Origin of the sequence: Roseomonas gilardii (assembly GCF_001941945.1) — a bacterium.
GTDB lineage: Bacteria > Pseudomonadota > Alphaproteobacteria > Acetobacterales > Acetobacteraceae > Roseomonas.
Genome location: NZ_CP015583.1, coordinates 495,896 through 519,880, shown reverse-complemented (window position 1 = coordinate 519,880; position 23,985 = coordinate 495,896). Strand labels below are relative to the sequence as shown.

Here is a 23,985-nt window from a genome sequence, read left to right as displayed (position 1 = left end):
GTTCCGGGCTGTTCTTTCGGGGGCGGTGCCCTCCGGCGCTAGCTATCCTGCGCCTCGGCGCCGATCAGCGCGAGACCCTCCGCCACAGAGACGAACTCGCTGCCACCCGCCACCTTCGCCGGGCCGAAGCGCCGCTCGAAGAGCTGCCGCACCGCCGGGACCAGGGAGGTGCCGCCGGTGAGGAAGACCCGGTCCACCTCCCCCTCCCCCAGTCCCGCATCGGCCAGGGCACGGTCCACCGCCGCCTCGAACTGGGCCAGTTCCGGGGCGATCCAGCGCTCGAAATCGGCGCGGGCGACCTCCTCCTCCAGCCGGAATCCCTCGTGCTCGAAGCGCAGCGTGGTGGTGGGGGCGCGGGAAAGCGCGGCCTTGGCGCCGGAGACGGCCTGGTAGAGCGCGTAGCCCGCCTCCTCCTCGATGAAGCGGATCAGGTGGCGCAGGCGCTCCGGGTGGTCGGCGGTGCGGGCGACCTCCTCGATCTCGCGCAGGGTGCGCGGGGCGCGCATCAGCGAGAGCCGGTGCCAGCGGGCGAAATTGGCGTACCAGCCGGGCGGCACGGGCAGGTCCTTGCCCATGATCGCATAGCTCGTGCCCTTGCCGAAGCGCGGCGAAACCACGTGGTCGATGATGCGGTAGTCCAGCGCGTCGCCGGCGATGCCGACGCCCGCATGGCCCAGCGGCGCGACGCGGCGCGGCGGGCCGGGCTCGAAGCGCAGGATCGAGAAGTCGCTGGTGCCGCCGCCGAAATCGCCGACCAGGACCGTGGCCGCACCGTCCAGGGTGCTGGCGAAGCGGTGGCCCGCTGCCTCGGGCTCCAGCGCCACCTGGATCCGCCCCTGGCCGGCGGCGCGGAAGCCGTCGCGCAGCCGGGCCTCACCGAGCGCGTCGTCCGCCGTCTCCCCCACGAAGCGCACCGGACGGCCGGCGACGACATGCGCCCCGGCGGGCAGGCCGCCCGCCGAGTCGAAGAGGCCGTCGAGAAGCAGGCCGACGAGCTGGTCCAGCGCGTAGGAGCGGCCGAAGACCCGGGTCTCCATCAGGCTCCGCTGCGCCAGGTAGCTCTTGATCGACATGATCAGGCGGCTGGCGAGAGGGTCCTCCAGATAGGCCTCGATGGCGCGCGGCCCGGCGGCATGGCGGGTGGCGGCGCGGCCCGCGGCTCCGTGCTCGGTCCAGAAGCAGAGGACGGAGCGGAAGGTGTCCAGCACCTCCCGCCCCACGGCATAGCGGGCGGTGGCGACGGAACCGTCCGGTTGCAGCGTGGCGATGACGCTGTTGGTGGTGCCGAAGTCGATGCCCACGACAGGACGGCCCATGGCGGCATGGGGAGAGGACATGGGCAGGACTCCGCTGGGGCGAGGGGGCGCGTCTTAGAGCCAAAACCGGCGGGCCGGGCAAGAGGCGGCGCGGCGTTTTCCGGGGGACGGGCCGCACGGACGCCGCCGCGGCGCGTTATCCTGTCCCACACCGCGCAACAGGAAGGCCACGATGCTGACTGTCCACCACCTGAACAACTCCCGCTCCCAGCGGGTGCTCTGGCTGCTGGAGGAGCTGGGGGTGCCCTATGAGGTGAAGCGCTACGACCGTGACCCGCAGACCATGCTGGCGCCGCCGGAGCTGCGGGCGGTGCATCCGCTGGGCAAATCGCCGGTCATCACCGAGGACGGGATGGTCCTGGCCGAGACCGGGGCGATCGTGGAGTACATCCTGGACCGGCATGGCGCGGGGCGGCTGCAGCCGGCGAAGGACGGGCCGCACTGGTGGCCCTATCGCCACTGGATGCACCATGCCGAGGGCTCGGCCATGCCGCCCCTGGTGATGACGCTGCAGCTCAACCGCGCCGCCGAGCGCGTGCCGCCGGAAGCCGGGGCGGCGCTCGCGAAGATCCGCGACGGGTTCGTGGCGCCCGGCCTGGAGCGGATGAAGCAGTACTGGAACGACGCCCTGGCGGAGACGGGCTGGTTCGCCGGGCCGGAGATGACGGCGGCGGACATCATGATGAGCTTCCCGATCGAGGCGGCGGCGCATCGCGCGCCCTTCGGCGAAGCGCAGCCGAACCCGGCACGGTTCCTGGAGCGCATCCATGCCCTGCCGGCCTATCGGCGGGCGCTGGAGCGGGGCGGGCCCTATGCCTATGCCTGAGGTGGTGCGGCGGCGGCCGGAAAGAGGCGTCTGCCCGGTGCCGTGAAGGCCGCCCCCCCTTCCCGGAGGGCCGGCGATCAGAGCAGGACGAGGTCGTCCCGGTGGATGATCTCGTCGCGGCCGCGCAGGCCGAGGATGGCCTCGATCTCGTCCGTATGGCGCCCGGCGATGCGCTGCGCGGCATCGGCGTCATAGGCGGAAAGGCCGCGGGCGACCTCGCGGCCGGCCTCGTCGCGGATCGAGATCGGGTCGCCCCGCCCGAAGCTGCCCGAGACCTCCCGCACCCCGGCGGGCAGCAGGGATGAGCCGTTGCGCAGCGCGCGGACGGCACCGGCATCCACGGTGACGGCGCCGTGCGGGGCTAGGCTGCCGGCGATCCAGGCCTTGCGGGCGCTGCGGCCCTCGGGCGCCGGGAGGAACCAGGTGCAGCGGCCGCCTTCGAGCAGGTGCCGGAGCGGGTTCAGGCGGGTGCCGAGGGCGATGGCCATGGCGCAGCCGGCGCCGGTGGCAATCTTCGCGGCCAGGAGCTTGGTGCGCATGCCGCCGGAGGAATAGCCGGGCGGCGGCTCGCCCCCCATGGCCATGATCTCGTCGGTGATGCGCTCGATCGCGGGAAGGTGCCGCGCCTCCGGGTCGCGGCGCGGATCGGCGGTGTAGAGGCCGTCGATGTCGGAGAGCAGGACCAGCGCATCGGCCTGCACCATCTCGGCCACTCGCGCGGCGAGACGGTCATTGTCGCCGAAGCGGATCTCCGCCGTGGCGACCGTGTCGTTCTCGTTGATCACCGGCACGCAGCCCAGGCCCAGCAGGGTGGAGAGCGTGGCTCGGGCGTTCAGGTAGCGGCGGCGGTCCTCGCTGTCCTCCAGGGTCAGGAGGAGCTGGGCGGCGGCGATGCCATGGGCGGCGAAGACGCCCTGCCAGGCCCCGGCGAGGCGGATCTGCCCGACCGCGGCAGCCGCCTGCTTCTCCTCCAACCGCAGGCGCGGCTGGGTCAGGCCCAGAACGCGCCGGGCCAGGGCGATGGCGCCGGAGGAGACCAGGATGACCTCGGCCCCGCCTTCGCGCAGCGCGGCGAGGTCGGCGGCGACGGAGGCGAGCCAGGCCTCGCGCGGCGCGGCGGTCTCCGGGTCCACCACCAGGGCGGAGCCGACCTTGACGACGATCCGCTTCGCGTTGCGGAGGTCGATCATGCCGCGCGTTCCGCCCGGTCGGCGGCCACGGCATCGGCCAGGGCGCGGAGGACCTCCGGCACGCCCTCCCCCGTGGCGCCGCTGATCAGCATGACCGGGCGGCCGGTGGCACGCTCCAGCGCCTTGATGCGGGAGGCGCGGGCCTGCGGCGTCATGGCGTCGGTCTTGTTGAGGGCGAGGATCTCGGGCTTGTCGGTCAGGTCGGCGCCATACTCCTCCAGCTCGCCGCGCACCGTCTTCCAGGCGGCGACCGGATCGGCCTGGGTGCCGTCGATCAGGTGCAGCAGCACGGCGCAGCGCTCGATATGGCCCAGGAAGCGGGTGCCGAGGCCGGCCCCCTCCGCCGCACCCTCGATCAGCCCCGGGATGTCGGCCAGGACGAATTCCTCGGAGGCATTGAGCCGCACCACGCCGAGCTGCGGATGCAGGGTGGTGAAGGGGTAGTCGGCGATCTTGGGCCGGGCGGCGGAGACGGCGGCGAGGAAGGTGCTCTTGCCCGCATTGGGCAGGCCGACCAGACCGGCATCGGCGATCAGCTTGAGGCGCAGCCAGACCCAGCGCTCCTCGCCCGGATAGCCCTTGTCGGCCCGGCGCGGGGCGCGGTTGGTCGAGGTCTTGTAGTGCGCGTTGCCATGGCCGCCATCGCCGCCGCGGCAGAGCGTGGCGCGCTGGCCGGGCTCGGTCAGGTCGGCGAGGACGGTCTCCTTGTCCTCGTCCAGCACCACCGAGCCGACGGGAACCTTGAGCACCACATCCTCGCTGCCCGCGCCAGTACGGTCGGAGCCGGCGCCGTTGCCGCCCTTGCGGGCGCGGAAATGCTGGGAGTAGCGGTAGTCGATCAGGGTGTTCAGCCCCTCCACCGCCTCGACCACCACATCGCCGCCCCGGCCGCCATTGCCGCCATCCGGGCCGCCGAACTCGATGTATTTCTCGCGGCGGAAGGCCACGACGCCGTCACCGCCGTCGCCTGCCTTCAGATAGACCTTCGCTTCGTCGAGGAACTTCATCGGTTCGGGAGCCTGGAGAGGGAATGCGGGATCGGCACGGACCCCTGAGAAAACGAGCCTGAAACGACGAACGGGGGCCACGAGGGCCCCCGTCCGGTAAGACGAGCCGTGTAGTGGGGGCGCGTGGTTACTCGGCGGCCGCCGGGGCAGCCACCGGGCGCGGGTCCACGGAGACCATCACGCGGCCCTCGGCCTTGCGGTCGAACTTCACGACGCCATCGGCCACGGCCTGGATGGAGTGGTCGCGGGAGACGAGCACGTTGCGGCCCGGCAGCATCTTGGTGCCGCGCTGGGTCACGATGATGCAGCCGGACTTCACCGCCTGGCCGCCATAGAGCTTCACGCCGAGGCGCTTGCCGGCGGAGTCGCGACCGTTGCGGGAGGAACCGCCAGCCTTCTTATGAGCCATGGTGGGGTTTTCCTGTGTTTCTGGATCAGGCCGCGGCGATGTCGCCGATGCGCAGCACGGTCATGTGCTGGCGGTGGCCGTTCTTGCGGCGGCTGTTCTGGCGGCGGCGCTTCTTGAAGACGATCACCTTGTCGCCGCGGGTCTGCTCGATCACCGTGGCGGTGACCGAAGCGCCGGCCACGGTGGGGGCGCCGATCGTCAGGCCGGACTCGCCACCGAGGACGAGAACGTCCTGGAAGGTCACGGTCTGGCCGGCTTCGGCCTCGAGCTTCTCGACGACCAGCACGGCGTTCGGGGTGACGCGGTACTGCTTGCCGCCCGTGCGGATCACTGCGTAGGTCATTGTTACGCCTGCTCTATTCAAGTCGATGGTGAGGCCGCGAGCGGCACTGCGGCATCACCTGGGGGATCTGCCGGGAGGCGGCGGATATAGCGAGCCCACCCCCTGGGAGTCAACGCGGAACCGCCCTTGCCCCCGTTGCGCTCAGCGCATTCCACCTCTATACGCGGCGCCGAAGCCTGTTCGGGCGGCGCGGAGAGGTGCCGGAGTGGTCGAACGGGTCGGTCTCGAAAACCGAAGTACGGGCAACTGTACCGTGGGTTCGAATCCCACCCTCTCCGCCATTCCTTTGATATTACTGAAAAATTTTCGCTGAGACCGTTTCGGACGCCCCGCGCTCGAAAACATCTGGTCCAAAGTGGAGTCCATTCGCCATCTCCGCCAGCACCCCAGGACCGGGCTGCTGAACGACCGGCGTGTCGGCACCATCTTCCGCAGCCTTGGCGCCCGCCCCCTTCACCACGCGGCCCTCTCGCGCTGGATCGAGGCTGACCGCGGCCCCGAGCGACGCTTGGCCGCCGCTCGGGGCCACGGTCGGCGGTGTCGATCCTCCAGCCGCCTGACGGCCCCGATCAGGGAAGGCGATGGGACACGGGCCAGGGCCCTGGGGCTTCAGGAAGTGCCCCTGCCGACGCTCAGCCTCCGGGCACCTTGTCCTGGGTCCGGGTCTCGAAATCGGCGGCGTCATGCCGTTCCCAGAGCTGCTCGGAGGCCTCCCCGTTCACCCGGTTCACCATCCGTCCCCGCTTCACCGCCGGCCGCGCCCAGATCTCGTCCGCCCAGCGCAGCACGTTGCGGTATGACCCCGCATCGATGAACTCGGCCGCCCCGTAGAGCCAGCCTTTCACCAACCCGCCATACCAGGGCCAGCAGGCGATATCGGCGATCGAGTACTCGTCGCCCGCCAGATAGGCGCTCTCCCCCAGGCGCCGGTCCAGCACGTCCAGCAGGCGCTTGGCCTCCATGGTGAAGCGGTCGATCGCATACTCGATCTTCACCGGGGCATAGGCATAGAAATGGCCGAAGCCGCCACCGACATAGGGCGCGCTGCCCATCTGCCAGAACAGCCATGAGAGGCATTCGGCGCGCGCCGGCCCGGCGGGCAGGAAGGCGCCGAACTTCTCCGCCAGATGCAGCAGGATCGCCCCGGATTCGAAGACGCGCACTGGCTCCGGCCCGCTGCGGTCGAGCAGCGTGGGGATCTTGGAATTGGGGTTCACCTTCACGAAGCCGCTGCCGAACTGGTCGCCATCGCCGATGCGGATCAGCCAGGCGTCGTACTCCGCGCCGGCGTGTCCCGCCGCCAGAAGCTCCTCCAGCAGGATCGTCACCTTCTGCCCGTTCGGCGTCGCCAGCGAGTAGAGCTGCAGCGGATGGCGCCCGACCGGGAGCTCCTTCTCATGCGTCGGTCCGGCGACGGGCCTGTTGATGTTGGCGAAGCGTCCGCCGCTTTCCTTGTTCCAGGACCAGATCCTCGGGGGAACGTAGCCGGGTCCGTCGCTCATCATCCATCCTCCGACGTCTCGCCGGGCCATGATCGCCACGGCGTCCGGAATGCACGGTAGAGGAAAGGGGATCGGGGGAGAATGACTTCCCCGGAGCGCCCGACCCGCCTGAACCGGCCCTCCAGGGCCCTGGCCATGCGATGCGGGCGTCCGGGACCGGGGAAGCGGCGCCTTCGGCGAAGCTGCACCGGCTGAACCGTCCGGAGCGGGCCGTGCCGGCGCGATGCCTTGATCGGGCGAGAATTCCAGCGTAGCTCCCGCTCCGGAAGAGCAACATCCCCGGTGGGGTGCACGGACTTCAAATCCGATGGGGGGCGCTGCGCGTCTCCGGTGGGTTCGACTCCCTCCTCTTCCGCTTCCCGCCTTCCACCGGGCATCCGTTGCGGTCACTGCCCCGGAGCACCCGGGCGCAACCCCACGCGAAATGGGGGCACAAGGCCCCCGTGACGTCTCAGCCCTGCGGCATGGCCAACGCGCGCAGCCAGACCACGGCCGCAGCGGCGCCCGCATCCGGCACGCCGAGCGCGCGCTCCCCGAGATAGCTGGCCCGGCCCAGCCGGGGCCGCATCCGGACGGTCGCCTCCGCCCCTTCCTCGGCGGCGCGGACAGCGGCAGCCCAGGCCACAGACGCCGGGCGGCCCGCTTCGAGCTCCGCGCGGAAGGCTTCCGCCGCCGGGTGCAGCGCATCCAGCATGGTCCGGTCGCCGGGCTTCGCGCCCCCGAGTTCCGCGATGGCCTCCACGCCACGCCGGAACGCCGCGGCCCAGTCGGCCGGGCCGGGTTCCGGCGGCAGGTCGCGCGCAGCCCGCAGCAGGGCCGTGGCATAGAAGGGGCCGGAACTGCCCGCGATGGCCCGGCGCAGCGCGCCGCCGATCCGCGCCAATGCTTCCGGCGCATCGGCAAAGGCGGTCTCCGGCAAGGCTCGGATGGCCGCCGCGCCGCGCGCCAGGCTGATCCCCAGGTCGCCATCCCCGGCCCGGCTGTCGAGCGCGGTCAGCTCCGCCTCGGCGGCCTCCACCGCCGCGGCCGCCGCCAGGGCGGCCTGCCGCAGCCGTCCGGAGAGTGGGCCGGACGGGCGTCCCGCCACGGCATCCTCGCCGGCCGGTGCCGGAACCAGGGTGGGTTGGGACGGGACATGCCCGCCGCCGGGCCAGGCCGGGGCCCGGGCCGGCGCGTCGAGGAGATCCCGCCGCGCCTCGTCCAGCCGCAGCAGGGAGAGCGAGCATCCCGGCATCTCCAGCGCGGTCAGGAAGTTCCCCGCCCAGGCCCGCTCCACCACCAGCCCCCGCTCCCGCAACAGGGCCAGGGCGCGGCGGGCGACGATGGCCAGCTCCATCGGCGGCGTGCCGCCCAGTCCGTTGACCAGCAGCGCGACGCGCTCGCCCGCTCGCAGCCCGCGATCCTCCAGGATGGCGGCGAGCAGCGTTTCCACCAGCCCGTCCGCCGGCCGCAGCGCGCTGCGCTCCACGCCCTGCTCGCCATGGATGCCGAGGCCGAGTTCCACCTCCTCCTCGCCCAGCGCGAAGCCGGGCTGCCCGGCGGCCGGCACGGTGCAAGCGCCCAGCGCCACGCCCATGCTGCCGATCTCCGCCGCCGCCGCACGCGCCAGGCGCGCCAGCTCCGGCAGGGGCAGGCCGCGTTCCGCCGCGGCGCCCGCCAGCTTGTGCACCAGCACCGTGCCGGCAATGCCGCGCCGCCGCTCCGGCTCCACCGTGGCGCGCAGGGCGACGTCGTCGGCCACCACCACGATCTCGACCGGAATGCCCTCCGCCCGCGCCAGCTCCGCAGCGAGGCCGAAGTTCAGACGATCGCCCGTGTAGTTCTTCACCACCAGCAGCGCCCCGGCCGGCCCGGCCACCGCCCGGATCCCCGCCAGCACCGCATCGGTGCTGGGCGAGGTGAAGACATCGCCCGTCACCGCCGCCGAGAGCATCCCCTCCCCGACATAGCCCGCATGGGCCGGCTCGTGCCCCGCCCCGCCGCCGGAGATCACCGCCACCTTGCGCCGCGCCGGTTCCGGCAGCCCGGCGCGGATGACAACGTCCTCACCATCCAGCAGGGCCTGGGCCGGGTTCAGCGCCACCAGCCCTTCCAGCATCTCCCGCACCACGTGGCGGGGGTCGTTCACCAGCTTCTTCATGCGTCCTCCTCCCTCGTCTCTCTGTTCAGTCGCTGTCACGCGGCGGCAGCAGCTTGCCGGGGTTCATGATCCCGTGCGGATCGAAGGCCCGCTTGATGGCCCACATCAGGTCCAGCGCCCCGCCATGCTCCTCGGCCATGAGGTCCAGCTTGTGCAGCCCGATCCCGTGCTCGCCGGAACAGGTGCCGCCCAGCCGGATGGCACGCTCCCCGGTGCGGTGCGCCAGGGCCGCGGCGCGCTCGCGCTCCTCCGGCACGGCGGCGTCGAAGAGGATGCCCAGGTGGAAGTTGCCGTCGCCGACATGGCCGATCAGCGGCGCCTCCAGCCCCGTCGCCGCGATATCCGCCTCCGTCTCCAGGATGCAGGCGGCGAGTTCCGAGATGGGCACGCAGGCATCCGTGCCCATCAGGGCGCGGCCCCGGCCATGGGCCAGGTTGGCTGGCAGGGCGTCGTGCCGCGCCTTCCAGAGCCGGGAGCGATCCTCCGGCCGCCTCGCCCAGGCGAAGCCGCCGCCCCCGGCCTCCGCCGCCAGGGCCTCCACCGCCAGCGCCTGCTCCTCCACCGCGGCGGGGCTGCCATGGAATTCGAGGAACAGGGTCGGCAGCGCCTCCAGCCCCTCCAGCCGGGAGAAGGCGATGCAGCAGCGCATCTGCGGCGCGTTGGCGAATTCCATCCGCGCCACCGGGATGCCGGATTGCAGCACCCCCACCGCGACCTCCAGCGCCGCCCCGACGGAAGGGAACTGGCAGGTGGCGGCCGAGACCGCCTCGGGCAGCCCCTGCAAGCGGAGCTGCATCTCGGTGATGATGCCCAGCGTGCCCTCACTGCCGAGGAAAAGGCGGGTCAGGTCATAGCCACTGGCCGATTTGCGCGCCCGCGTGCCGGTGCGCAGGATGCGCCCATCCGCCGTCACCACCGTCAGGCCGAGGACATTCTCCCGCATCGTGCCGTAACGCACCGCGCCGGTGCCGGAGGCGCGGGTGGCCGCCATGCCGCCCAGCGTGGCATCGGCCCCGGGATCGACCGGAAAGAACAGCCCGTCGCCGCGCAGCGCTTCGTTGAGCCGCAGCCGCCGCACCCCCGCCTGCACGCGGCAGTCCAGCGCGGCGGGCGAGACATCCAGGATCGCGTCCATCAGCGATAGGTCCATGGTCACGCCGCCCCGGATCGCGACGACCTGCCCCTCCACCGAGGTCCCGGCCCCGAAGGGGATCAGCGGCACGCGCGCCTCGTGGCAGAGGCGCGCCACGGCGGCGACCTCCGCATTGTCGCGCGGACGCACCACCGCATCGGGCGGGGCATCGTCGGGCAGGGCCTCGCCATGGCCGTAATGCGCGCGGGCGGCAGGGCTGGTCAGCACCGGTTCCCGCAACGCGGCCTGGAGGGTGGGGAGGAGGAGGGCGAGGCTGGCGCGGGATCGGCAGGCTGCCGTGGTGGCCGGGTCCGGCAACATGCGATGGTCTTTCCCCCTGGTGATCCGGGGAGGGAGGTTTCCGTCCCCAGCCCATCCCGTCAATGCGGGCAGGAACCTGACGGGCCCGTCCGGGAGACCCTTCGCCGGCATGCAGCGGTGCCCTCCGGGCGGATTTCCGACGCGACCCCGGCGACGATGGCGGGGCCATCCGCTATCGACACGGGTATGGGAACCTCGCACGACTCAATGGAGTCCCGAAGCACGCCACTGGCCGCGCCCGGAATGCCTGGAAGGCCCGCCGCCGCCAGTGAGGCATCCGGCCCGTGACCGGAACCTTCCTGCCCACCCTGCTGACAGGTCTGGCCGGGGCCTCCTCGCTCTTCCTGGTGGCCTCCGGGCTGACGATCCTCTTCGGCGTCACGCGGATCGTGAACTTCTCGCATGGCAGCCTGACCATGCTGGGCGCCTATATCGGCTGGAGCATCCTGACGCGCCTGCCGCGCGATCCGGAATGGTTCGTGCTCGGCGTGCTGCTCACCGCGCTCGCCACGGCGCTGATCGGCGTGGCGCTGGAACTTGCGGTGATGCGGCGGGTGTACCGCGCGCCGGAACTGTTCCAGCTTCTGGCCACCTTCGGCGTGGTGCTGATCCTGCAGGACGCCACGCTCTGGCTCTGGGGGCCGGCGGAGCTCTCCCTGCCCCGCCCGCGCTGGATGCGCGGCTTCGTGGAGATCGCCGGCAGCCGCTTCCCCTTCTACGACCTGCTCCTGATCGCGGCCGGGCCCGTGGTGCTGGGACTGCTCTGGCTGCTGCTGCACCGGACGCGCTGGGGCACGCTGCTGCGCGCCGCGACGCTGGACCGGGAGATGGCGGCGGCGCTGGGCGTGAACCAGCGCCTGCTCTTCACCTCGGTTTTCGCCCTCGGCGCCGGGCTGGCCGGGCTGGGCGGCGCGCTGTCCCTGCCCAATGCCTCGGCCAACCTGCAGATCGACCTGTCGGTGATCACCGAGGCCTTCGTGGTCGTGGTGGTGGGCGGGCTGGGCAGCCTGACGGGCGCCTTCCTGGCCAGCCTGCTGATCGGCGTGCTGCAGGCCTTCGGCGTGGCGCTGCTGCCGCAGAGCACGCTGGTGCTGGTCTTCCTGGTGATGGCGGCGGTGCTGGTGCTGCGCCCGAACGGGTTGCTGGGCCGCCCGCAGGCCGAGGCGCGGGAGGCGGTGGCCGCCGCGCCGGTGATCCGCCTCGCCCCGCCCGCCCTGCGCGCGCTGGGCCTCGCGGCGCTGCTGCTGGCCGCCTCCGCGCCCTTCTGGCTCGGCGACTATGCGCTCAGCGTGCTGACCGAGGCCTGCGTGGCGCTGGTCTTCGCGGCCAGCCTGCACTTCATGATGGGCCCCGGGGGGATGGCCAGCTTCGGCCATGCCGCCTGGTTCGGCATCGGCGCCTATGCCGCCGGGCTGCTGGCCCAGAGCCTGTCCGCCCCCATGCCGCTGGCGCTGCTGGCCGCGCCGCTCGCCGCTGGGCTGGCGGCGGGGCTGTTCGGCTGGTTCGTGGTGCGGCTCTCGGGCATCTACCTCGCCATGCTCACCCTGGCCTTCGCGCAGATCACCTGGGCCATCGCCTTCCAGTGGGTCGGGGTGACCGGCGGCGACAACGGGCTGCTCGGCCTCTGGCCGGAGGGCTGGGCGCGCGATCCCCGCGCCTTCTACCTCCTGGCGCTGGCGCTGGCCGCCGGGACCGTGCTGCTGCTGCGCCGGATGCTCTACGCCCCCTATGGCTACGCGCTGCGGGCGGGCCGGGATTCGGCGCTGCGGGCGGAGGCGATCGGGCTCGACGTGGCGCGGCTGCGCATCCTGGCCCTGGCGGTGGCCGGGGCGGCGGCGGGGTTGTCCGGGGCGATCTTCGCCTATGCCAAGGGCGGCGTCTTCCCGACCTATATCGCCATCCCGCATTCGGTGGAGGCGCTGCTGATGGTGCTGCTGGGCGGGCTCCAGACGATGAGCGGCCCGGTGGTCGGCGCCCTCGCCTATACCGGCCTCGCCGACCTCCTGGTCCGCAGCACCGATCTCTGGCGCCTCGTGCTGGGGGCCGTGATCCTGCTGGTCGTGATGGCCTTCCCCGAAGGCATCGCCGGCGCGGCACGGCGCCTCTGGCTGCGGGGACGCGAGGCGTGAACGGGGCCGTCGCGCCCCGGGGGAAAGGCTCCGCCGTCGACGCAGTGCGTCGCCCCCCCGCACCCCCTGATCCGCCAGGACCCTGCGGGCCCTGGACCCGGTTCGCTGGCCCCTTGCTGTCGGCCGGATCGCGCCGGAGAGCATGGCTCTCCGGCGACTGCCCGGGCAGCCCGTACGGACATCGCGCTTTTCTTTCTTCGGGAACGCCACTGGTCGGCCGGATCGGACCGGGGGCTGACCGTGCCATCCCGCGCCCACGAAAGGCGGGGTCTGGGGAGATACCATCTCCCCAGCGGAGGGGGTCCGGGGGCAGGCGGAGCCTCCCCCGGGGCCGGCCACAAGCGCGACGCCGGACCGGCGCATGAGCCTGCTCGTGGCGCAGGGGTTGCGGAAGTCCTTCGGCGGGGTGGCGGCGGTCTCGGACGTTTCCTTCGCGCTGGCGGCGGGGGAGATGCTGGCGCTGATCGGGCCGAACGGGGCCGGGAAGTCCACCTGCTTCAACATGGTGGGCGGGCAGTTGCGGCCGGATGCCGGGCGGCTGGTGCTGGCGGGTGGGGAGATCACCGGCCTCTCGCCCCGCGCCATCGCCCGGCGGGGGGTGGGGCGGACCTTCCAGGTCACCGCCACCTTCGGTTCCATGACGCTGCGGGAGAATGTGCAGCTCGCCCTGCTGGCGCGGGAGGGGGAGGTCTGGCGCTTCTGGCGGCCGCTGGCGGGCCGCCGGCGGGCGGAGGCCGGGGCACTGCTGGAACAGGTCGGGCTGGCGGAGCAGGCGGAGCGCGCGGCGGGGGTGCTGGCCTATGGCGACCTGAAGCGGCTGGAGCTGGCCATCGCCCTGGCCGGGCAGCCGCGCCTGCTGCTGATGGACGAGCCCACCGCCGGCATGGCCCCGGCGGAGCGCGAGGCGCTGATGCGGCTGGTGCGGCGGATCGCCACGGAACGGGGCATCGCCGTGCTTTTCACCGAGCATGACATGGACGTGGTCTTCGGCGTTTCCGACCGCATCCTGGTGCTGGACCATGGCCGGCTGATCGCGGAAGGGGACGCGGCCTCCATCCGCGCCGATCCGGCGGTGCGGGAGATCTATCTGGGAACCGGTGACGGGGTGGCCGGCTGATGCTGGAGGTCGTGGATCTCGTCGGCGGCTATGGCCGCGCCCGCATCCTGCAGGGGCTGTCCTTCCGGGTCGGAGCGGGCGAGCTGGTGATGCTGCTGGGCCGCAACGGCGCGGGCAAGAGCACCACGCTCAAGACCATCATGGGACTGCTGCGGGCGGAGAGCGGCGGCATCCGCTTCGGCGGGCGCGAGATCACGGGCTGGGAGCCGCACCGCATCGCCCGCGCCGGGCTCGGCTACGTGCCGGAGGAGCGGCGGATCTTCGCCGATCTCACGGTGATGGAGAATCTGGAGGTCGGCCGGCAGGCGCCGCGCGAGGGGCTGCCGCCCTGGACGCCGGAACGGCTCTTCGCGCTCTTTCCCAATCTCGGCCGGATGCGCGACCGGCCCGGGGGGCGGATGAGCGGCGGCGAGCAGCAGATGTTGACCATCGCCCGCACGCTGATGGGCAATCCGCGCCTGCTGCTGCTGGACGAGCCGGGCGAGGGCCTGGCGCCGGTGATCGTGGAGCAGATGGCGCAGGCAGTGCTGCGGCTGAAGGCCGAGGGGCTGACCATCCTGCTGGCCGAGCAGAACCCGCATTTCGCCCGGGGCGTGGCGGACCGCGCGGTGGTGCTGGAGAAGGGCCGGGCGGTCTGGAGCGGGGCGCCGGAGGCGCTGGCGGCGGACGAGGCGGTGCGGCGCCGTTACCTCGCCGTCTAGGTCCCGTGGCGGCGATGGAGAATGTTCATCCCCGCTTCGGCCCTTTCGCAAAAGATGTATCCTTTCCAGGCCCGCAACGGGGAATGGGTTGTTTGCCGCCCCCCGACCGGCTCCGCTAGGCTGCGGCCATGGATCAGCCGGTCGATATTGCCATCGTCGGCGGGGGCTTCACCGGGACCCTGCTGGCCATTCTCCTGCGCGCGAGGCTCGCGGCCGGGCAGCGGATCCTTCTCTTCGAGCCACGCCCCGAACCCGGCCGTGGCCCGGCCTATGAGGAAGCGGGGCGCTGGCACGTCCTCAACGCGCCGGCCGGGGGGATGAGCGCCCTGGCCGGGGAGCCCGACCATTTCGTGCGCTGGCTGCTGCCGCAATCGCCGGACGCCTTCTGCCCGGCGGAGGACCGCGACAAGCCGCTGGCGCGCCGCTTCGCACCCCGCCAGCTCTTCGGGCGCTACATGCTCTCGCTGCTGGAAGAGGCGCGCCGGGGCGCGGGAGCGGAACTCACCCATCTGCCACAGACCGTCTCCGCGATCCGGCGTGGCGCGGACGGGCTCTGGCGCATCGAGGCCGGGACGATGGCCTGCCAGGCCCGTATCTGCGTGCTTGCCCTGGGCAACGCACCTTCGCAGCCGGTCGAGGGCGCCTGCCAGGGCCTGTCGGAGCTGCATGGCCTGCCGCCCGACGGTGCGGTGCTGCTGCTGGGCAGTGGCCTGACCATGGTGGATCACCTGCTGGCCCTGCGTGCGCAGGGGCATCGCGGCGCGGTGCATGTGGTCTCGCGCCATGGCTGGCTGCCCTTGCCCCACAGCGCCGCCCCGCCCGGCACGGCCTGGTGCCTGCCGGAGCCGCCGCGGCCCCTGACCGCGCGGGGCCTGTCGCGCTGGCTGCGGCGGGAGGCCGCGCGGGCCCGGGCCGCCGGCCAGCCCTGGCAGGTGGTGATGGATGCCGTCCGCCCGCATGTCCAGGCGCTGTGGCAGGGCCTGCCGCCCGTGGAGCGGCGGCGCTTCCTGCGCCATGCCCGCACCGTCTGGAGCCTGCACCGGCACCGCATCGCGCCGGAGATCTTCGGCGTGATGCGGGAGATGGTGGAGGGCGGTCAGGTGACGGTCCATGCCGCCCGGCTGGAGAGCTGTGCCAGCGGGCCGGATGGCGGCCTCCGGGTCATGCTGCGCCACCGGGGCGGCCGACGCGAGGAACTGCCCGTGGCGCGGCTGCAGCTCTGCACCGGCCCCGCCGGGGGGCGCCACTGGCTCCGGCACCCGGCCGTCGCGGAACTCCTCGCGGCGGGGCTGGCGCGGCTCGATCCGCTGGAACTGGGCCTCGACACCGCGCCCGGCGACGCGGTCCTGGACCGGGATGGGGAGGCCGTGCCCGGCCTCTACGCCATCGGCCCCTGCGCTCCCGGCGGCCTGTGGGAGATCACCGCCGTGGCGGAGATCCGGCGGCAGGTGGCGGATCTGGCCGAAAGGCTGGCGCCCGCGCGCTGAACGGCCCGCCGCGCGCGTTGCCCCCATGCATCGCCCCGGCAGGCTGGGGCGGACGGCGGCAACCCGCGGGGATGTGCGGCGCTTCGATGACAGGTCGGCCCCCGCGCCGGACCGCCCCGTGGAAGGTGCCGCCCAGGACCATGACGTGACCCGGATTCTGCTGGTGGAGGACCATGAGGACCTGCGGGACTCCCTGTCCCGGAGGCTGGAGCGGCGAGGCTTCCACGTCGTGCTGGCGCCGGATGGGGAGGCCGGGCTGCGCCGGGCCCTGGCGGAACAGCCCGACCTGATCCTGCTGGACATGAACCTGCCGCTCCGCGACGGCTGGAGCGTCGCCCGCTCCCTGCGCGGCGCGGAGGGCGAGGCCGCCCGGATCCCGATCATCGCGCTGACGGCACATGGCCTGCCCGCCAGCCCCACCGACCTGGCGGCGGCGGGATTCGATGCCTATCACCCGAAGCCGGTGGACTTTCCGCGCCTGCTGGAACAGATCGACGAGGCCCTGCTCGGCCGGGACGAGCCCTGACCGCCACCTGCCGCCGTCCGGATCAGATGATCCGCCGCAGCCTCAGCAACAGCAGCGTGACCGCCACCGAACCCAGCATCAGCCCCCCGGCCCAGAGCGTGCCGTTCTCCGGCTCGGCCAGCGCCATGCCGCCCGTGTTCATCCCGAAGAAGCCCGCCACCAGGCTCGGCGGCAGCAGTACGGCGGTGATCACCGACAGGGTGTTGACGTTGCGGTTCGTTTCCGTCGCCTGCCGCGCGGAAAGCTCGTCCTGCAGGGCCCGCCCGTGTTCCTGCAGCGCCCGCAGGTCGTCCAGCGCCGAAAGGATGCGCCGCCTTGCCGTCTCGTGGCTCCGCTCGGCCGCCCAGTCCGGAAGCTCCTCCTCTTCCTCCCGCAGCAGCCGCACCACCGGCGCGACCAGGCGGACCAGCCGGGTCGCATCGCGCCGCACCACCCCCAGCCGACGCCCGCTTTCGTCCAGCCCCCGCTTCGGCTCGTCGGACAGCAGGTCGTCCTCGATCCGCCGCGCCTCGTCGTCGAGGGCCGCGGCGCGCTTCGCCACCCCCGACGCGAAATGCGCGAGCACGAGGTCCACCAGCCCCGCGGGGCTCTGCGGCGCATGCCCGTCGCGGGCCGCCTGCCAGGCGTGATAAAGCCCCTCCACGGAACTCCGCCGCCCCGTGACGATGCGATCCTGCCGCATGGCGAAGCGCCAGTTCGCCGCCTCCCGCGATTCGAGCCCGGCCTGGTGCGGGAAGTCCGGCAGGATTCCCATGACGAGCCCGTCCCGCGATTGCAGGCGTGGTGTCTCGTCCTTGTCGCGCATCAGGGCGAGGACATCCTCCCCCCATCCCTCCGCCTGGATCGCGGGAAAGGCCGCGGGCGTCACCAGGTCGTAGTGGGTCCAGCGCCAGCCGGGCATGTCCAGCGCCCAGACACGGCCATGGGTGCGGTCGCCCCCTTCCTGAAGCGGCGGGATCATGCGGGCCGGTGGCGCATGCCGGCGCGGCGCGGGGAATCCGGGGATGTCATGCCGCCCGCACTAAGCCCGGCGCCGTCGCGCGGCGAGTGTCCGTTCCATGACAGGCCGCGTCTCCTCGCCTTTGCTTCTGCGCGGCCGCATCCTGCGATTCCCGCCATGGCAGCCACGGCATCCGGCTTGCTAGGCTCCGCCCCATGCCGGCCCATATCGCCTTCCACCTGAACGACGAGCCGCGGCACCTGCCGCCGGAGCTCCCGCCCACCACCACGCTGCTCGACTGGCTGCGCGGCCCCGCCGCTCTGACCGGCACCAAGGAAGGCTGCGCCGAGGGCGATTGCGGCGCCTGCACCGTGGTGCTGGAGGAACCCGACGGCGCCCGCGTCGCCGTCAATTCCTGCCTGCTCACCCTGGGCCAGATCCATGGCCGCCGCCTGCGCACCGTGGAGGGGCTGCGCGCCCCCGACGGCACCGCCCATCCCGTGCAGTCCACCATGGCCGCCTGCAACGGCACGCAATGCGGCTTCTGCACTCCTGGCATCGTCATGTCCGCCTGGGCGCACCAGACCGAGGGCGGCGACCCGCACGAGGCGCTGGCCGGCAACCTCTGCCGCTGCACGGGCTACCGCCCGATCCTGGAGGCCTTCGCCCGCCTCCCCGCCGAACCGGCCGTGCCCCCGCCCGGCGCCACGCTCCCCGCCGCCCCGCTCCTGGAAAGCGGCCCGCAGAGCTTCCACCGCCCCGCCAGCCTGGCGGAGCTGGTCGCCCTCCGCGCCGCCCATCCCGGCGCCTGGCTCCTCGCCGGCGGCACCGATCTCGGCCTGCGCATCTCCGAGCACCGGGAGGCGCCCGAGACCACCATCTGCACCCTCGCCGTCCCCGAACTCGCCATCGCCGAGGTCACGCCCACGGGCCTGCGCATCGGCGCCAGCCTTCCCTACCGCCGCCTCCTCGCCCTCTGCGCCACGGAGCCCGGCTTCGCCCCGCTCGCCGGCCTGCTGCGCCGCCTCGGCTCCCGCCAGATCCGCGGCATGGGCACGCTCGGCGGCAATCTCGGCACCGCCTCCCCCATCGGCGACGCCCTGCCGCCGCTGCTCGCCCTCGGCGCCACCCTCCGCCTCAGCAGCCCGGAGGGCGAGCGCGAGATGCCGGTGGAGCAGTTCCTCACCGGCTACCGCCGCAACGCCCTGAAACCCACGGGCGAGGTCATCCGCGACGTCTTCCTCCCCCGCCCGCCGGACGGCGCCCTGATGGCCTGCGAGAAGCTTTCCCGCCGCCACGACCAGGACATCACCGCCGTCGGCCTCAGCATCCTGCTCACCCGCGACGGCGACCGCATCGCCACCGCCCGCATCGCCCATGGCGGCCTCGGCCCCCAGGCGGCCCGCGCCCCCGGCGCCGAGGCCGCCCTCGCCGGCGCCCCCTTCAACGAAGCCAGCTTTGCCGCTGCCGCCCAGGCCCTGAGCGCGGAGATCGCCCCGCTCGACGACCTGCGCGCCAGCGCCGCCTACCGCAAACGCGCCGCCGGCAACCTGCTTCGGCGCCTCTGGCATCGCTGGTCCGGCCAGGAGACCGCGTGATGGACACGAACCCGCCCAACCTGACCCGCACCGCCGGCGCCCCCCTGCCGCATGACAGCGCCCTCGCCCACTGCACCGGCCAGGCCCGCTTCGCCGACGACATCCCGGACATCCCCGGCACCCTGCACGCCGCGCTGATCCTCGCCGACACCGCCCATGCCCGCCTCCTCACCCTCCGCACGGAAGCGGCCCGCGCGCATCCCGGCGTCGTCGCCGTCCTGACGCCCGCCGACATCCCCGGCAGCAACGACATCTCCCCCGCCCACAAGCCGGGCGAACACCTCTTCGCGGAAAGCGAGATCCTCCACTGGGGCCAGCCCCTCGGCATGGTCGTCGCCACCACCCGCGACGCCGCCATCGCCGCCGCCAAGACGGTCACGGCGGAGGTGGAGAAACTGCCCCCCGTCCTCTCCATCGAGGACGCGCTGGAGGCGGGCGACCTCCTCCTCCCCCCCATGGTCATGACCACGGGCGACGTGGACCAGGCCCTCGCCACCGCCCCCCGCACCCTCTCCGGCGAGTTCCGCTGCGGCGGGCAGGAGCATTTCTACCTCGAAGGCCAGATCTGCCTCGCCATCCCCGGCGAGGACGGCGACCTCACCCTCCATTCCTCCACCCAGCACCCGACCGAGGTGCAGCACATCGCCGCCCGCATCCTCGGCTGCGACTACAACCGCATCACCGTCCAGACCCGCCGCATGGGCGGCGGCTTCGGCGGCAAGGAAAGCAACGCCTCCTGGGTCGGCGCCGCCGCGGCGCTGGCCGCCCACCGCACCGGCCGCCCGGTCAAGCTCCGCCTTTCCCGCAAGGCCGACATGGCCGCCACCGGCAAGCGCCACCCCTTCCTCTACCGCTGGGAGGCCGGCTTCGACGACACGGGCCGCCTGCTGGCCCTCGACGCCCTCATGGTCGCCGATGGCGGCCACACCCTCGACCTCTCCACCGGCGTCGTCTTCCGCGCCGTCACCCACGCCCTCAACGCCCTCGACGTGCCGCATATCCGCATCGACGGCCGCGTGGTCCGCACCAACACCGTCAGCAACACCGCCTTCCGCGGCTTCGGCGGCCCCCAGGGCGTGCTGCTGACGGAGGATGTCGTCCGCCACCTCGCCCGCGCCCTGGGCTCCACCCCCGAGGCCGTCCGCGCCCGCAACTTCGCCGGCGGTGAGAACAGCGACAAAACCCCCTATGGCCAGACCCTGGAAGGCGACCTCATCCGCCGCGTCTGGGCCGAAACCCAGGCCCTTTCCGGCTGGGACGACCGCCGCGCCGCCATCGACGCCTTCAACGCCGCCCACCCCTACAAGCGGCGCGGCCTCGGCTCCTTCGTCCTCGCCTTCGGCATCTCCTTCGGCGTCCAGAGCATGAACCAGGCCGGCGCCCTCGTGCATGTCTATGCCGACGGCTCCATCCGCCTGAACCACGGCGGCACCGAGATGGGCCAGGGCCTCTTCATCAAGGTCGCCCAGATCGTCGCCGAAACCTTCGGCGTCCCCCTTTCCCGCGTCCGCATCACCGCCACCAGCACGGCGGAGGTCCCCAACACCTCCCCCACCGCCGCCAGCACCGGCACCGACCTCAACGGCTGGGCCGCGCAGATCGCCGCCACCGCCATCCGCGACCGCATGATCGCCGCCGCCGCCGAGCACTGGTCCGTGGACCCCGCCGACATCACCCTGGCCGATGACGAGGCCCGCGCCGGCAACCACCGTCTCGGCTTCGGCGAACTCGCCCGCCTTTGCCACGCGAAGCGCGTCTCCCTTTCCGCCGCCGGCCACTACAAGACCCCCGGCCTGAGCTGGGACCCTGTCGCCATGCGCGGCGAGCCCTTCTTCTACTTCTCCTATGGCGCCTCGGTCGCGGAGGTGGAGGTGGACACCCTGACCGGCGAGCACCGCTGCACGGGCGCCTGGCTGGTCCAGGATTGCGGCCGCTCCCTCAACCCCGCCGTGGACCTCGGCCAGATCGAGGGCGCCTTTGTCCAGGGCCTGGGCTGGCTCACCTGCGAGGAACTCTGGTGGGACGCGCAAGGGCGCCTCCGCACCCTCGGCCCCTCCACCTACAAGATCCCCGGCTCCCGCGACGTGCCGGAGGTCTTCGAGGTGCGGCTGCTGGCGGATGCCCCCGCCCGGGCGGACACCATCTTCCGCTCCAAGGCCGTGGGGGAGCCGCCGCTGATGCTGGCGACGGCGGTGTGGAACGCGCTGGCCGATGCGGCAGGGGTGGCGCGGTTGGATGCGCCGGTGACGCCGGAGCGGATGCTGGAGGCGTTCGAGGGTGGGGGTGGTTAGGCGGGGCGATTCGTGGCGGCCTCTGGGGGAAAGGCTCTGCCTTTGCCCCCAGCCCCCCTATCCGCCAGGAAACTGAGTTTCCTGGACCTTCCGAGTACGAGTCGGAATTCTGAGTGCTGTCTGTAGCAATCCTTCCTGTAGCCACTCGGGGGAATTGCTAGACCCTTGCGTCTGAGCTAGATTCCTGTTTCGTTCCGGAGGTTATAAGTTGGCGCAGACGTCTGACATCGAATGGACAGACGCGACTTGGAATCCTGTCACGGGTTGCATCAAAATTAGTCCAGGTTGTGATAATTGCTATGCGGCAATATTTGCCGAGCGTTTTCGAAATGTGCCCAATCATGCTTTTGAGAACGGCTTTGATCTTCAGCTTAGGCCCGAGCGTCTAAGGCAACCAGATTCTTGGCGAAAGCCAAGAATGATCTTCGTCAATTCAATGTCTGATTTATTTCAGAAGGGCGTTCCAGAATCTTTCATAGATTCTGTATTCGATACTATGGAGCGTGCAAACTGGCATACCTACCAGATGCTTACCAAACGCTCCTCCCTGATGAGGGATTGGGTTAATAGACGCTATCGCAACAGATTAGTACCTTCTCATATTTGGCTTGGTGTATCTGTAGAAGACAAACAAAGAGTTTCACGTATAAACCATTTGAGACAAACAAACGCAAACGTTCGATTTTTATCAATAGAGCCGCTCATTGGCGATGTTGGATCTTTAGATCTCAGCGGTATTCATTGGGTAATAGTCGGCGGCGAGTCCGGCCCCCGCGCTAGGCTAATGAAGCCCGAATGGGCCATTAATGTTCGGGATCAATGTTTATCTACCGGCGTCCCATTTTTCTTCAAACAGTGGGGCGCTTGGGGATATGATGGTTTACGTCGATCCAAAAGCGCAAATGGCCGTCTTCTAGATGGACGCACTTGGGACGAGATGCCAAACGTCAATTAGCTCCGCAGGAGAAAAAATGAGAGAAGGGCAATATAGATGGGGATTAGCTGAAACTCTACCCGAGATCGGAGAGCACAGCAAAGTTAAGCATGATTTATACAGACAGTATCTTCGTCGCTACCTCGAAGAATTAATAAAACCCCGGGGCTTCAGACAGTACGGCATAGAGATATTCGACACATTTTCCGGTGGTGGCGTTTATCGGCAACGTGGCACCCCAGATTTATACTACGGCTCGCCTATTATTATACTAGAAGTATTGCATGAGATGCAGCAGAGAATTCAGGAGAATCAAAGGAACGTCTTCCAACTAAATTGGCGATTACATTTAGTAGATGCAAATAGATCTGCCCACGACGTGTTACGCCGCACACTTGCCGAACGTGGTTATGTTCAATATTTAGGAAGTCAAATCATACTCCACGAAGGAAAATTTGAAGGAGTATTGCCAAATTTGATTGGCCGCGTTCATGGCCGACGCAAAGCTATCTTTCTGTTAGATCAATTTGGTTATCGCGATGTTCCGTTCAAAGCTATTAGCCAGATTTTTGAATCTTTACACAAACCAGAAGTCATTCTTACCTTCGCCTTTGATCAACTGGCACGATGGATGCAGGATTATGATCGCCTTGATGAGCAATTGAGACATTTAGGCGTTGAAGGGCTAACCAGAGAAACTTTCGATGTGGCTGCACAAGCAGAAAATGGCATTCACGGGCTAATTCAAAGGCTGCTAACACAATCGTTTGAAAGAACAGCAAAATACTATACTCCATTCTTTATAACATCGCGCAAAAGCCATACAGCCTACTGGCTAGTCCATCTATCCACGCATGCGCGCGCGAGAGATGTAATGACTACTTTGCATTGGGCACAAAGCAATCAGTTTTCCCATTATGGAGGATCAGGCTACAATATGTTAGGCTTTGACCCTTACTCGCCGCCACCGAATAGCCAGGGCTTTATGTTTGATGAGGATGCCCGCTCTAGAACTGAGTGGCTTCTTCAAGAGGACTTGCCTAAATTGCTGGATAAATATGGAGCACCTATCTCGTTCAGGCAGTTTTTTGCTGAAAATGCCAATCACAGCCCAGCCGACAGCACAATCATCAGGCAAGTTTTTGCTCAATTAGCCGAACACAAGCAGGTGCACATTCTGACAGCAGACGGAGGAGAAAAAAGGGTCCTTTCGAGCATGAAACCGGACGATGTTCTAATCTTGCCCGAGCAGCCCACCTTTCATTTTTTGAGACGCCCAGCACCAACGCACGCGTTAGCCAAAAACCTCACAGGCAAACCAAAGGTGTCATCGGTAAGAAGGCCGAGCCGGGCTCGAGTAAACTTCGGTCCATTATTAATACCGTCTGACAAAAAGTAGCCTAACTGACGAGGCAGGGATTCTACTCAGATATAGGAAAACTTGCCTAACACCCCTCGCCTATGCTACACCCTCGCCCATGCGCGCCACCCCCATCCTCCCCTCCCACCCCCTGACCGACGCGGAGTGGTCCGCCCTCTCCCCTTACCTCCCGCACGACCCCCGCCACCGCGGCCGCCCGGTCGCGGAGGGTCCCCGCGCCCGCATGGACGCCATCTTCGCCCACGCCCTCACCCCGCTTCCCTGGTGCGCCCTCCCGGCGCAGCACGGCCGCGCCGACACCATCGCCCGCTTCTTCCGCCGCCTCACCCATGCGGGGGTCTGGGGCCGTCTTCTGACCGCCCTCGCCACCCTCCCCGCGCAGCACCCGTTGCAATCCCTCCGCCACCGCATCTGCCGCGCCGCCCGCCGCGCCTACCGCATCCTGGGCATGGGCCTCATCCTCCTGGCCCGCCGGCTGAACCTGCGCTCCGCCCTGCCCGGCCCGCCCTGGCTCCTCCCCGATCCCGATTTGTCCGAAACCCTGCGCCGCGCGAAACTTCCGCCCCTGCCCACCCGGCGCGGCACCATCACTGCCTACCGCGCCATGCTCCGCACCCTCATGGCCCTGTACCGCACCGCCGCCGGCCGCCGCCGCATCGCCCCCGTCCTGCGCTGGTCCTGGCCATGAGCGCGCC

General features: G+C 70.3%; 20 protein-coding genes and 2 tRNA genes. 13 read left to right on the top strand and 9 right to left on the bottom strand.

Annotation, left to right across the window (positions count from 1 at the left end):
- Nucleotides 1–38: 38 nt before the first annotated feature.
- Nucleotides 39–1,337: an Hsp70 family protein gene (locus RGI145_RS02290; protein WP_075797065.1), complete on the bottom strand. Its 1,299-nt coding sequence runs from the start codon at nucleotides 1,335–1,337 to the stop codon at nucleotides 39–41.
- Between the two features lie 151 nt (nucleotides 1,338–1,488).
- Here RGI145_RS02290 and RGI145_RS02285 point away from each other — a divergent pair, with 151 nt between their 5' ends.
- Nucleotides 1,489–2,142 carry a glutathione S-transferase family protein gene (locus RGI145_RS02285; protein ID WP_075797064.1) on the top strand — a complete coding sequence of 218 codons (654 nt, stop codon included), beginning with the start codon at nucleotides 1,489–1,491 and terminating at the stop codon, nucleotides 2,140–2,142.
- Between the two features lie 77 nt (nucleotides 2,143–2,219).
- Here the strand turns inward: RGI145_RS02285 and proB are convergent, their stop codons facing one another.
- The 4 genes from proB to rplU all read right to left on the bottom strand — a co-directional run bounded on the left by proB (nucleotide 2,220) and on the right by rplU (nucleotide 5,091).
- On the bottom strand, nucleotides 2,220–3,332 hold the full coding sequence (gene proB, locus RGI145_RS02280; RefSeq protein WP_075797063.1) for a glutamate 5-kinase: 1,113 nt from the start codon (nucleotides 3,330–3,332) through the stop codon (nucleotides 2,220–2,222).
- Nucleotides 3,329–4,339 (bottom strand): GTPase ObgE, encoded by a 1,011-nt coding sequence (obgE, locus tag RGI145_RS02275; protein ID WP_075797062.1) that lies wholly within the window; start codon nucleotides 4,337–4,339, stop codon nucleotides 3,329–3,331. The genes proB and obgE overlap by 4 nt, the downstream gene beginning before the upstream one ends.
- Nucleotides 4,340–4,466: 127 nt before the next feature.
- Nucleotides 4,467–4,748: a 50S ribosomal protein L27 gene (rpmA, locus tag RGI145_RS02270; RefSeq protein WP_075797061.1), complete on the bottom strand. Its 282-nt coding sequence runs from the start codon at nucleotides 4,746–4,748 to the stop codon at nucleotides 4,467–4,469.
- Between the two features lie 25 nt (nucleotides 4,749–4,773).
- Complete coding sequence (gene rplU, locus RGI145_RS02265; protein ID WP_027282736.1) at nucleotides 4,774–5,091, bottom strand: 50S ribosomal protein L21; 318 nt, start codon at nucleotides 5,089–5,091, stop codon at nucleotides 4,774–4,776.
- Nucleotides 5,092–5,282: 191 nt separating this feature from the next.
- On the opposite strand from rplU, the gene RGI145_RS02260 reads away from it, so the two are divergent.
- Nucleotides 5,283–5,372 (top strand) — tRNA-Ser (locus RGI145_RS02260).
- Nucleotides 5,373–5,723: 351 nt separating this feature from the next.
- Here the strand turns inward: RGI145_RS02260 and yghU are convergent.
- Nucleotides 5,724–6,593, bottom strand: a complete 870-nt coding sequence (gene yghU / locus RGI145_RS02255) for a glutathione-dependent disulfide-bond oxidoreductase (protein ID WP_075797060.1) — start codon at nucleotides 6,591–6,593, stop codon at nucleotides 5,724–5,726.
- Nucleotides 6,594–6,857: 264 nt separating this feature from the next.
- On the opposite strand from yghU, the gene RGI145_RS24885 reads away from it, so the two are divergent.
- Nucleotides 6,858–6,949: transfer RNA gene (locus tag RGI145_RS24885), tRNA-Sec, on the top strand.
- A gap of 95 nt (nucleotides 6,950–7,044) precedes the next feature.
- Here RGI145_RS24885 and RGI145_RS02250 read toward each other — a convergent pair.
- Entirely contained in the window at nucleotides 7,045–8,733 is a 1,689-nt protein-coding gene (locus RGI145_RS02250; protein ID WP_075797059.1) for a dihydroxyacetone kinase family protein, read from the bottom strand.
- A 25-nt stretch (nucleotides 8,734–8,758) separates the two neighbouring features.
- Nucleotides 8,759–10,186 (bottom strand): FAD-binding oxidoreductase, encoded by a 1,428-nt coding sequence (locus RGI145_RS02245; protein WP_075797058.1) that lies wholly within the window; start codon nucleotides 10,184–10,186, stop codon nucleotides 8,759–8,761.
- Between the two features lie 284 nt (nucleotides 10,187–10,470).
- Between RGI145_RS02245 and RGI145_RS02240 the strand changes: the two genes are divergently transcribed.
- The 5 genes from RGI145_RS02240 to RGI145_RS02220 all read left to right on the top strand — a co-directional run bounded on the left by RGI145_RS02240 (nucleotide 10,471) and on the right by RGI145_RS02220 (nucleotide 16,146).
- Complete coding sequence (locus tag RGI145_RS02240) at nucleotides 10,471–12,315, top strand: ABC transporter permease (RefSeq protein WP_075797057.1); 1,845 nt, start codon at nucleotides 10,471–10,473, stop codon at nucleotides 12,313–12,315.
- 361 nt (nucleotides 12,316–12,676) lie between these two features.
- On the top strand, nucleotides 12,677–13,432 hold the full coding sequence (locus tag RGI145_RS02235) for an ABC transporter ATP-binding protein (protein ID WP_075797056.1): 756 nt from the start codon (nucleotides 12,677–12,679) through the stop codon (nucleotides 13,430–13,432).
- On the top strand, nucleotides 13,432–14,133 hold the full coding sequence (locus RGI145_RS02230) for an ABC transporter ATP-binding protein (RefSeq protein ID WP_075797055.1): 702 nt from the start codon (nucleotides 13,432–13,434) through the stop codon (nucleotides 14,131–14,133). The genes RGI145_RS02235 and RGI145_RS02230 overlap by 1 nt, the downstream gene beginning before the upstream one ends.
- A 128-nt stretch (nucleotides 14,134–14,261) precedes the next feature.
- Nucleotides 14,262–15,620, top strand: coding sequence for an FAD/NAD(P)-binding protein (locus RGI145_RS02225; RefSeq protein WP_075797054.1), 1,359 nt, complete (start codon nucleotides 14,262–14,264; stop codon nucleotides 15,618–15,620).
- 145 nt (nucleotides 15,621–15,765) lie between these two features.
- The gene (locus tag RGI145_RS02220) at nucleotides 15,766–16,146 is read left to right on the top strand and encodes a response regulator (protein WP_075799761.1); all 381 of its coding nucleotides are present in this window, start codon (nucleotides 15,766–15,768) and stop codon (nucleotides 16,144–16,146) included.
- 22 nt (nucleotides 16,147–16,168) lie between these two features.
- On the opposite strand, the gene RGI145_RS02215 is transcribed toward RGI145_RS02220, so the two are convergent.
- Nucleotides 16,169–17,107, bottom strand: a complete 939-nt coding sequence (locus tag RGI145_RS02215; protein WP_075797053.1) for a CorA family divalent cation transporter — start codon at nucleotides 17,105–17,107, stop codon at nucleotides 16,169–16,171.
- Nucleotides 17,108–17,301: 194 nt separating this feature from the next.
- Between RGI145_RS02215 and RGI145_RS02210 the strand changes: the two genes are divergently transcribed.
- The 5 genes from RGI145_RS02210 to RGI145_RS02190 all read left to right on the top strand — a co-directional run bounded on the left by RGI145_RS02210 (nucleotide 17,302) and on the right by RGI145_RS02190 (nucleotide 23,978).
- A complete protein-coding gene (locus tag RGI145_RS02210) occupies nucleotides 17,302–18,684 on the top strand; it encodes a xanthine dehydrogenase small subunit (protein ID WP_083670300.1) in 1,383 nt (460 codons plus the stop codon).
- Nucleotides 18,684–20,975 (top strand): xanthine dehydrogenase molybdopterin binding subunit, encoded by a 2,292-nt coding sequence (gene xdhB / locus RGI145_RS02205; protein ID WP_075797052.1) that lies wholly within the window; start codon nucleotides 18,684–18,686, stop codon nucleotides 20,973–20,975. The genes RGI145_RS02210 and xdhB overlap by 1 nt, the downstream gene beginning before the upstream one ends.
- Before the next feature lie 208 nt (nucleotides 20,976–21,183).
- Nucleotides 21,184–21,930: a DUF5131 family protein gene (locus RGI145_RS02200; RefSeq protein WP_075797051.1), complete on the top strand. Its 747-nt coding sequence runs from the start codon at nucleotides 21,184–21,186 to the stop codon at nucleotides 21,928–21,930.
- Nucleotides 21,931–21,946: 16 nt separating this feature from the next.
- Nucleotides 21,947–23,308 (top strand): three-Cys-motif partner protein TcmP, encoded by a 1,362-nt coding sequence (locus tag RGI145_RS24615; protein ID WP_167668223.1) that lies wholly within the window; start codon nucleotides 21,947–21,949, stop codon nucleotides 23,306–23,308.
- A 79-nt stretch (nucleotides 23,309–23,387) separates the two neighbouring features.
- Nucleotides 23,388–23,978: an IS5/IS1182 family transposase gene (locus RGI145_RS02190; RefSeq protein ID WP_075797050.1), complete on the top strand. Its 591-nt coding sequence runs from the start codon at nucleotides 23,388–23,390 to the stop codon at nucleotides 23,976–23,978.
- Nucleotides 23,979–23,985 lie beyond the last annotated feature (7 nt).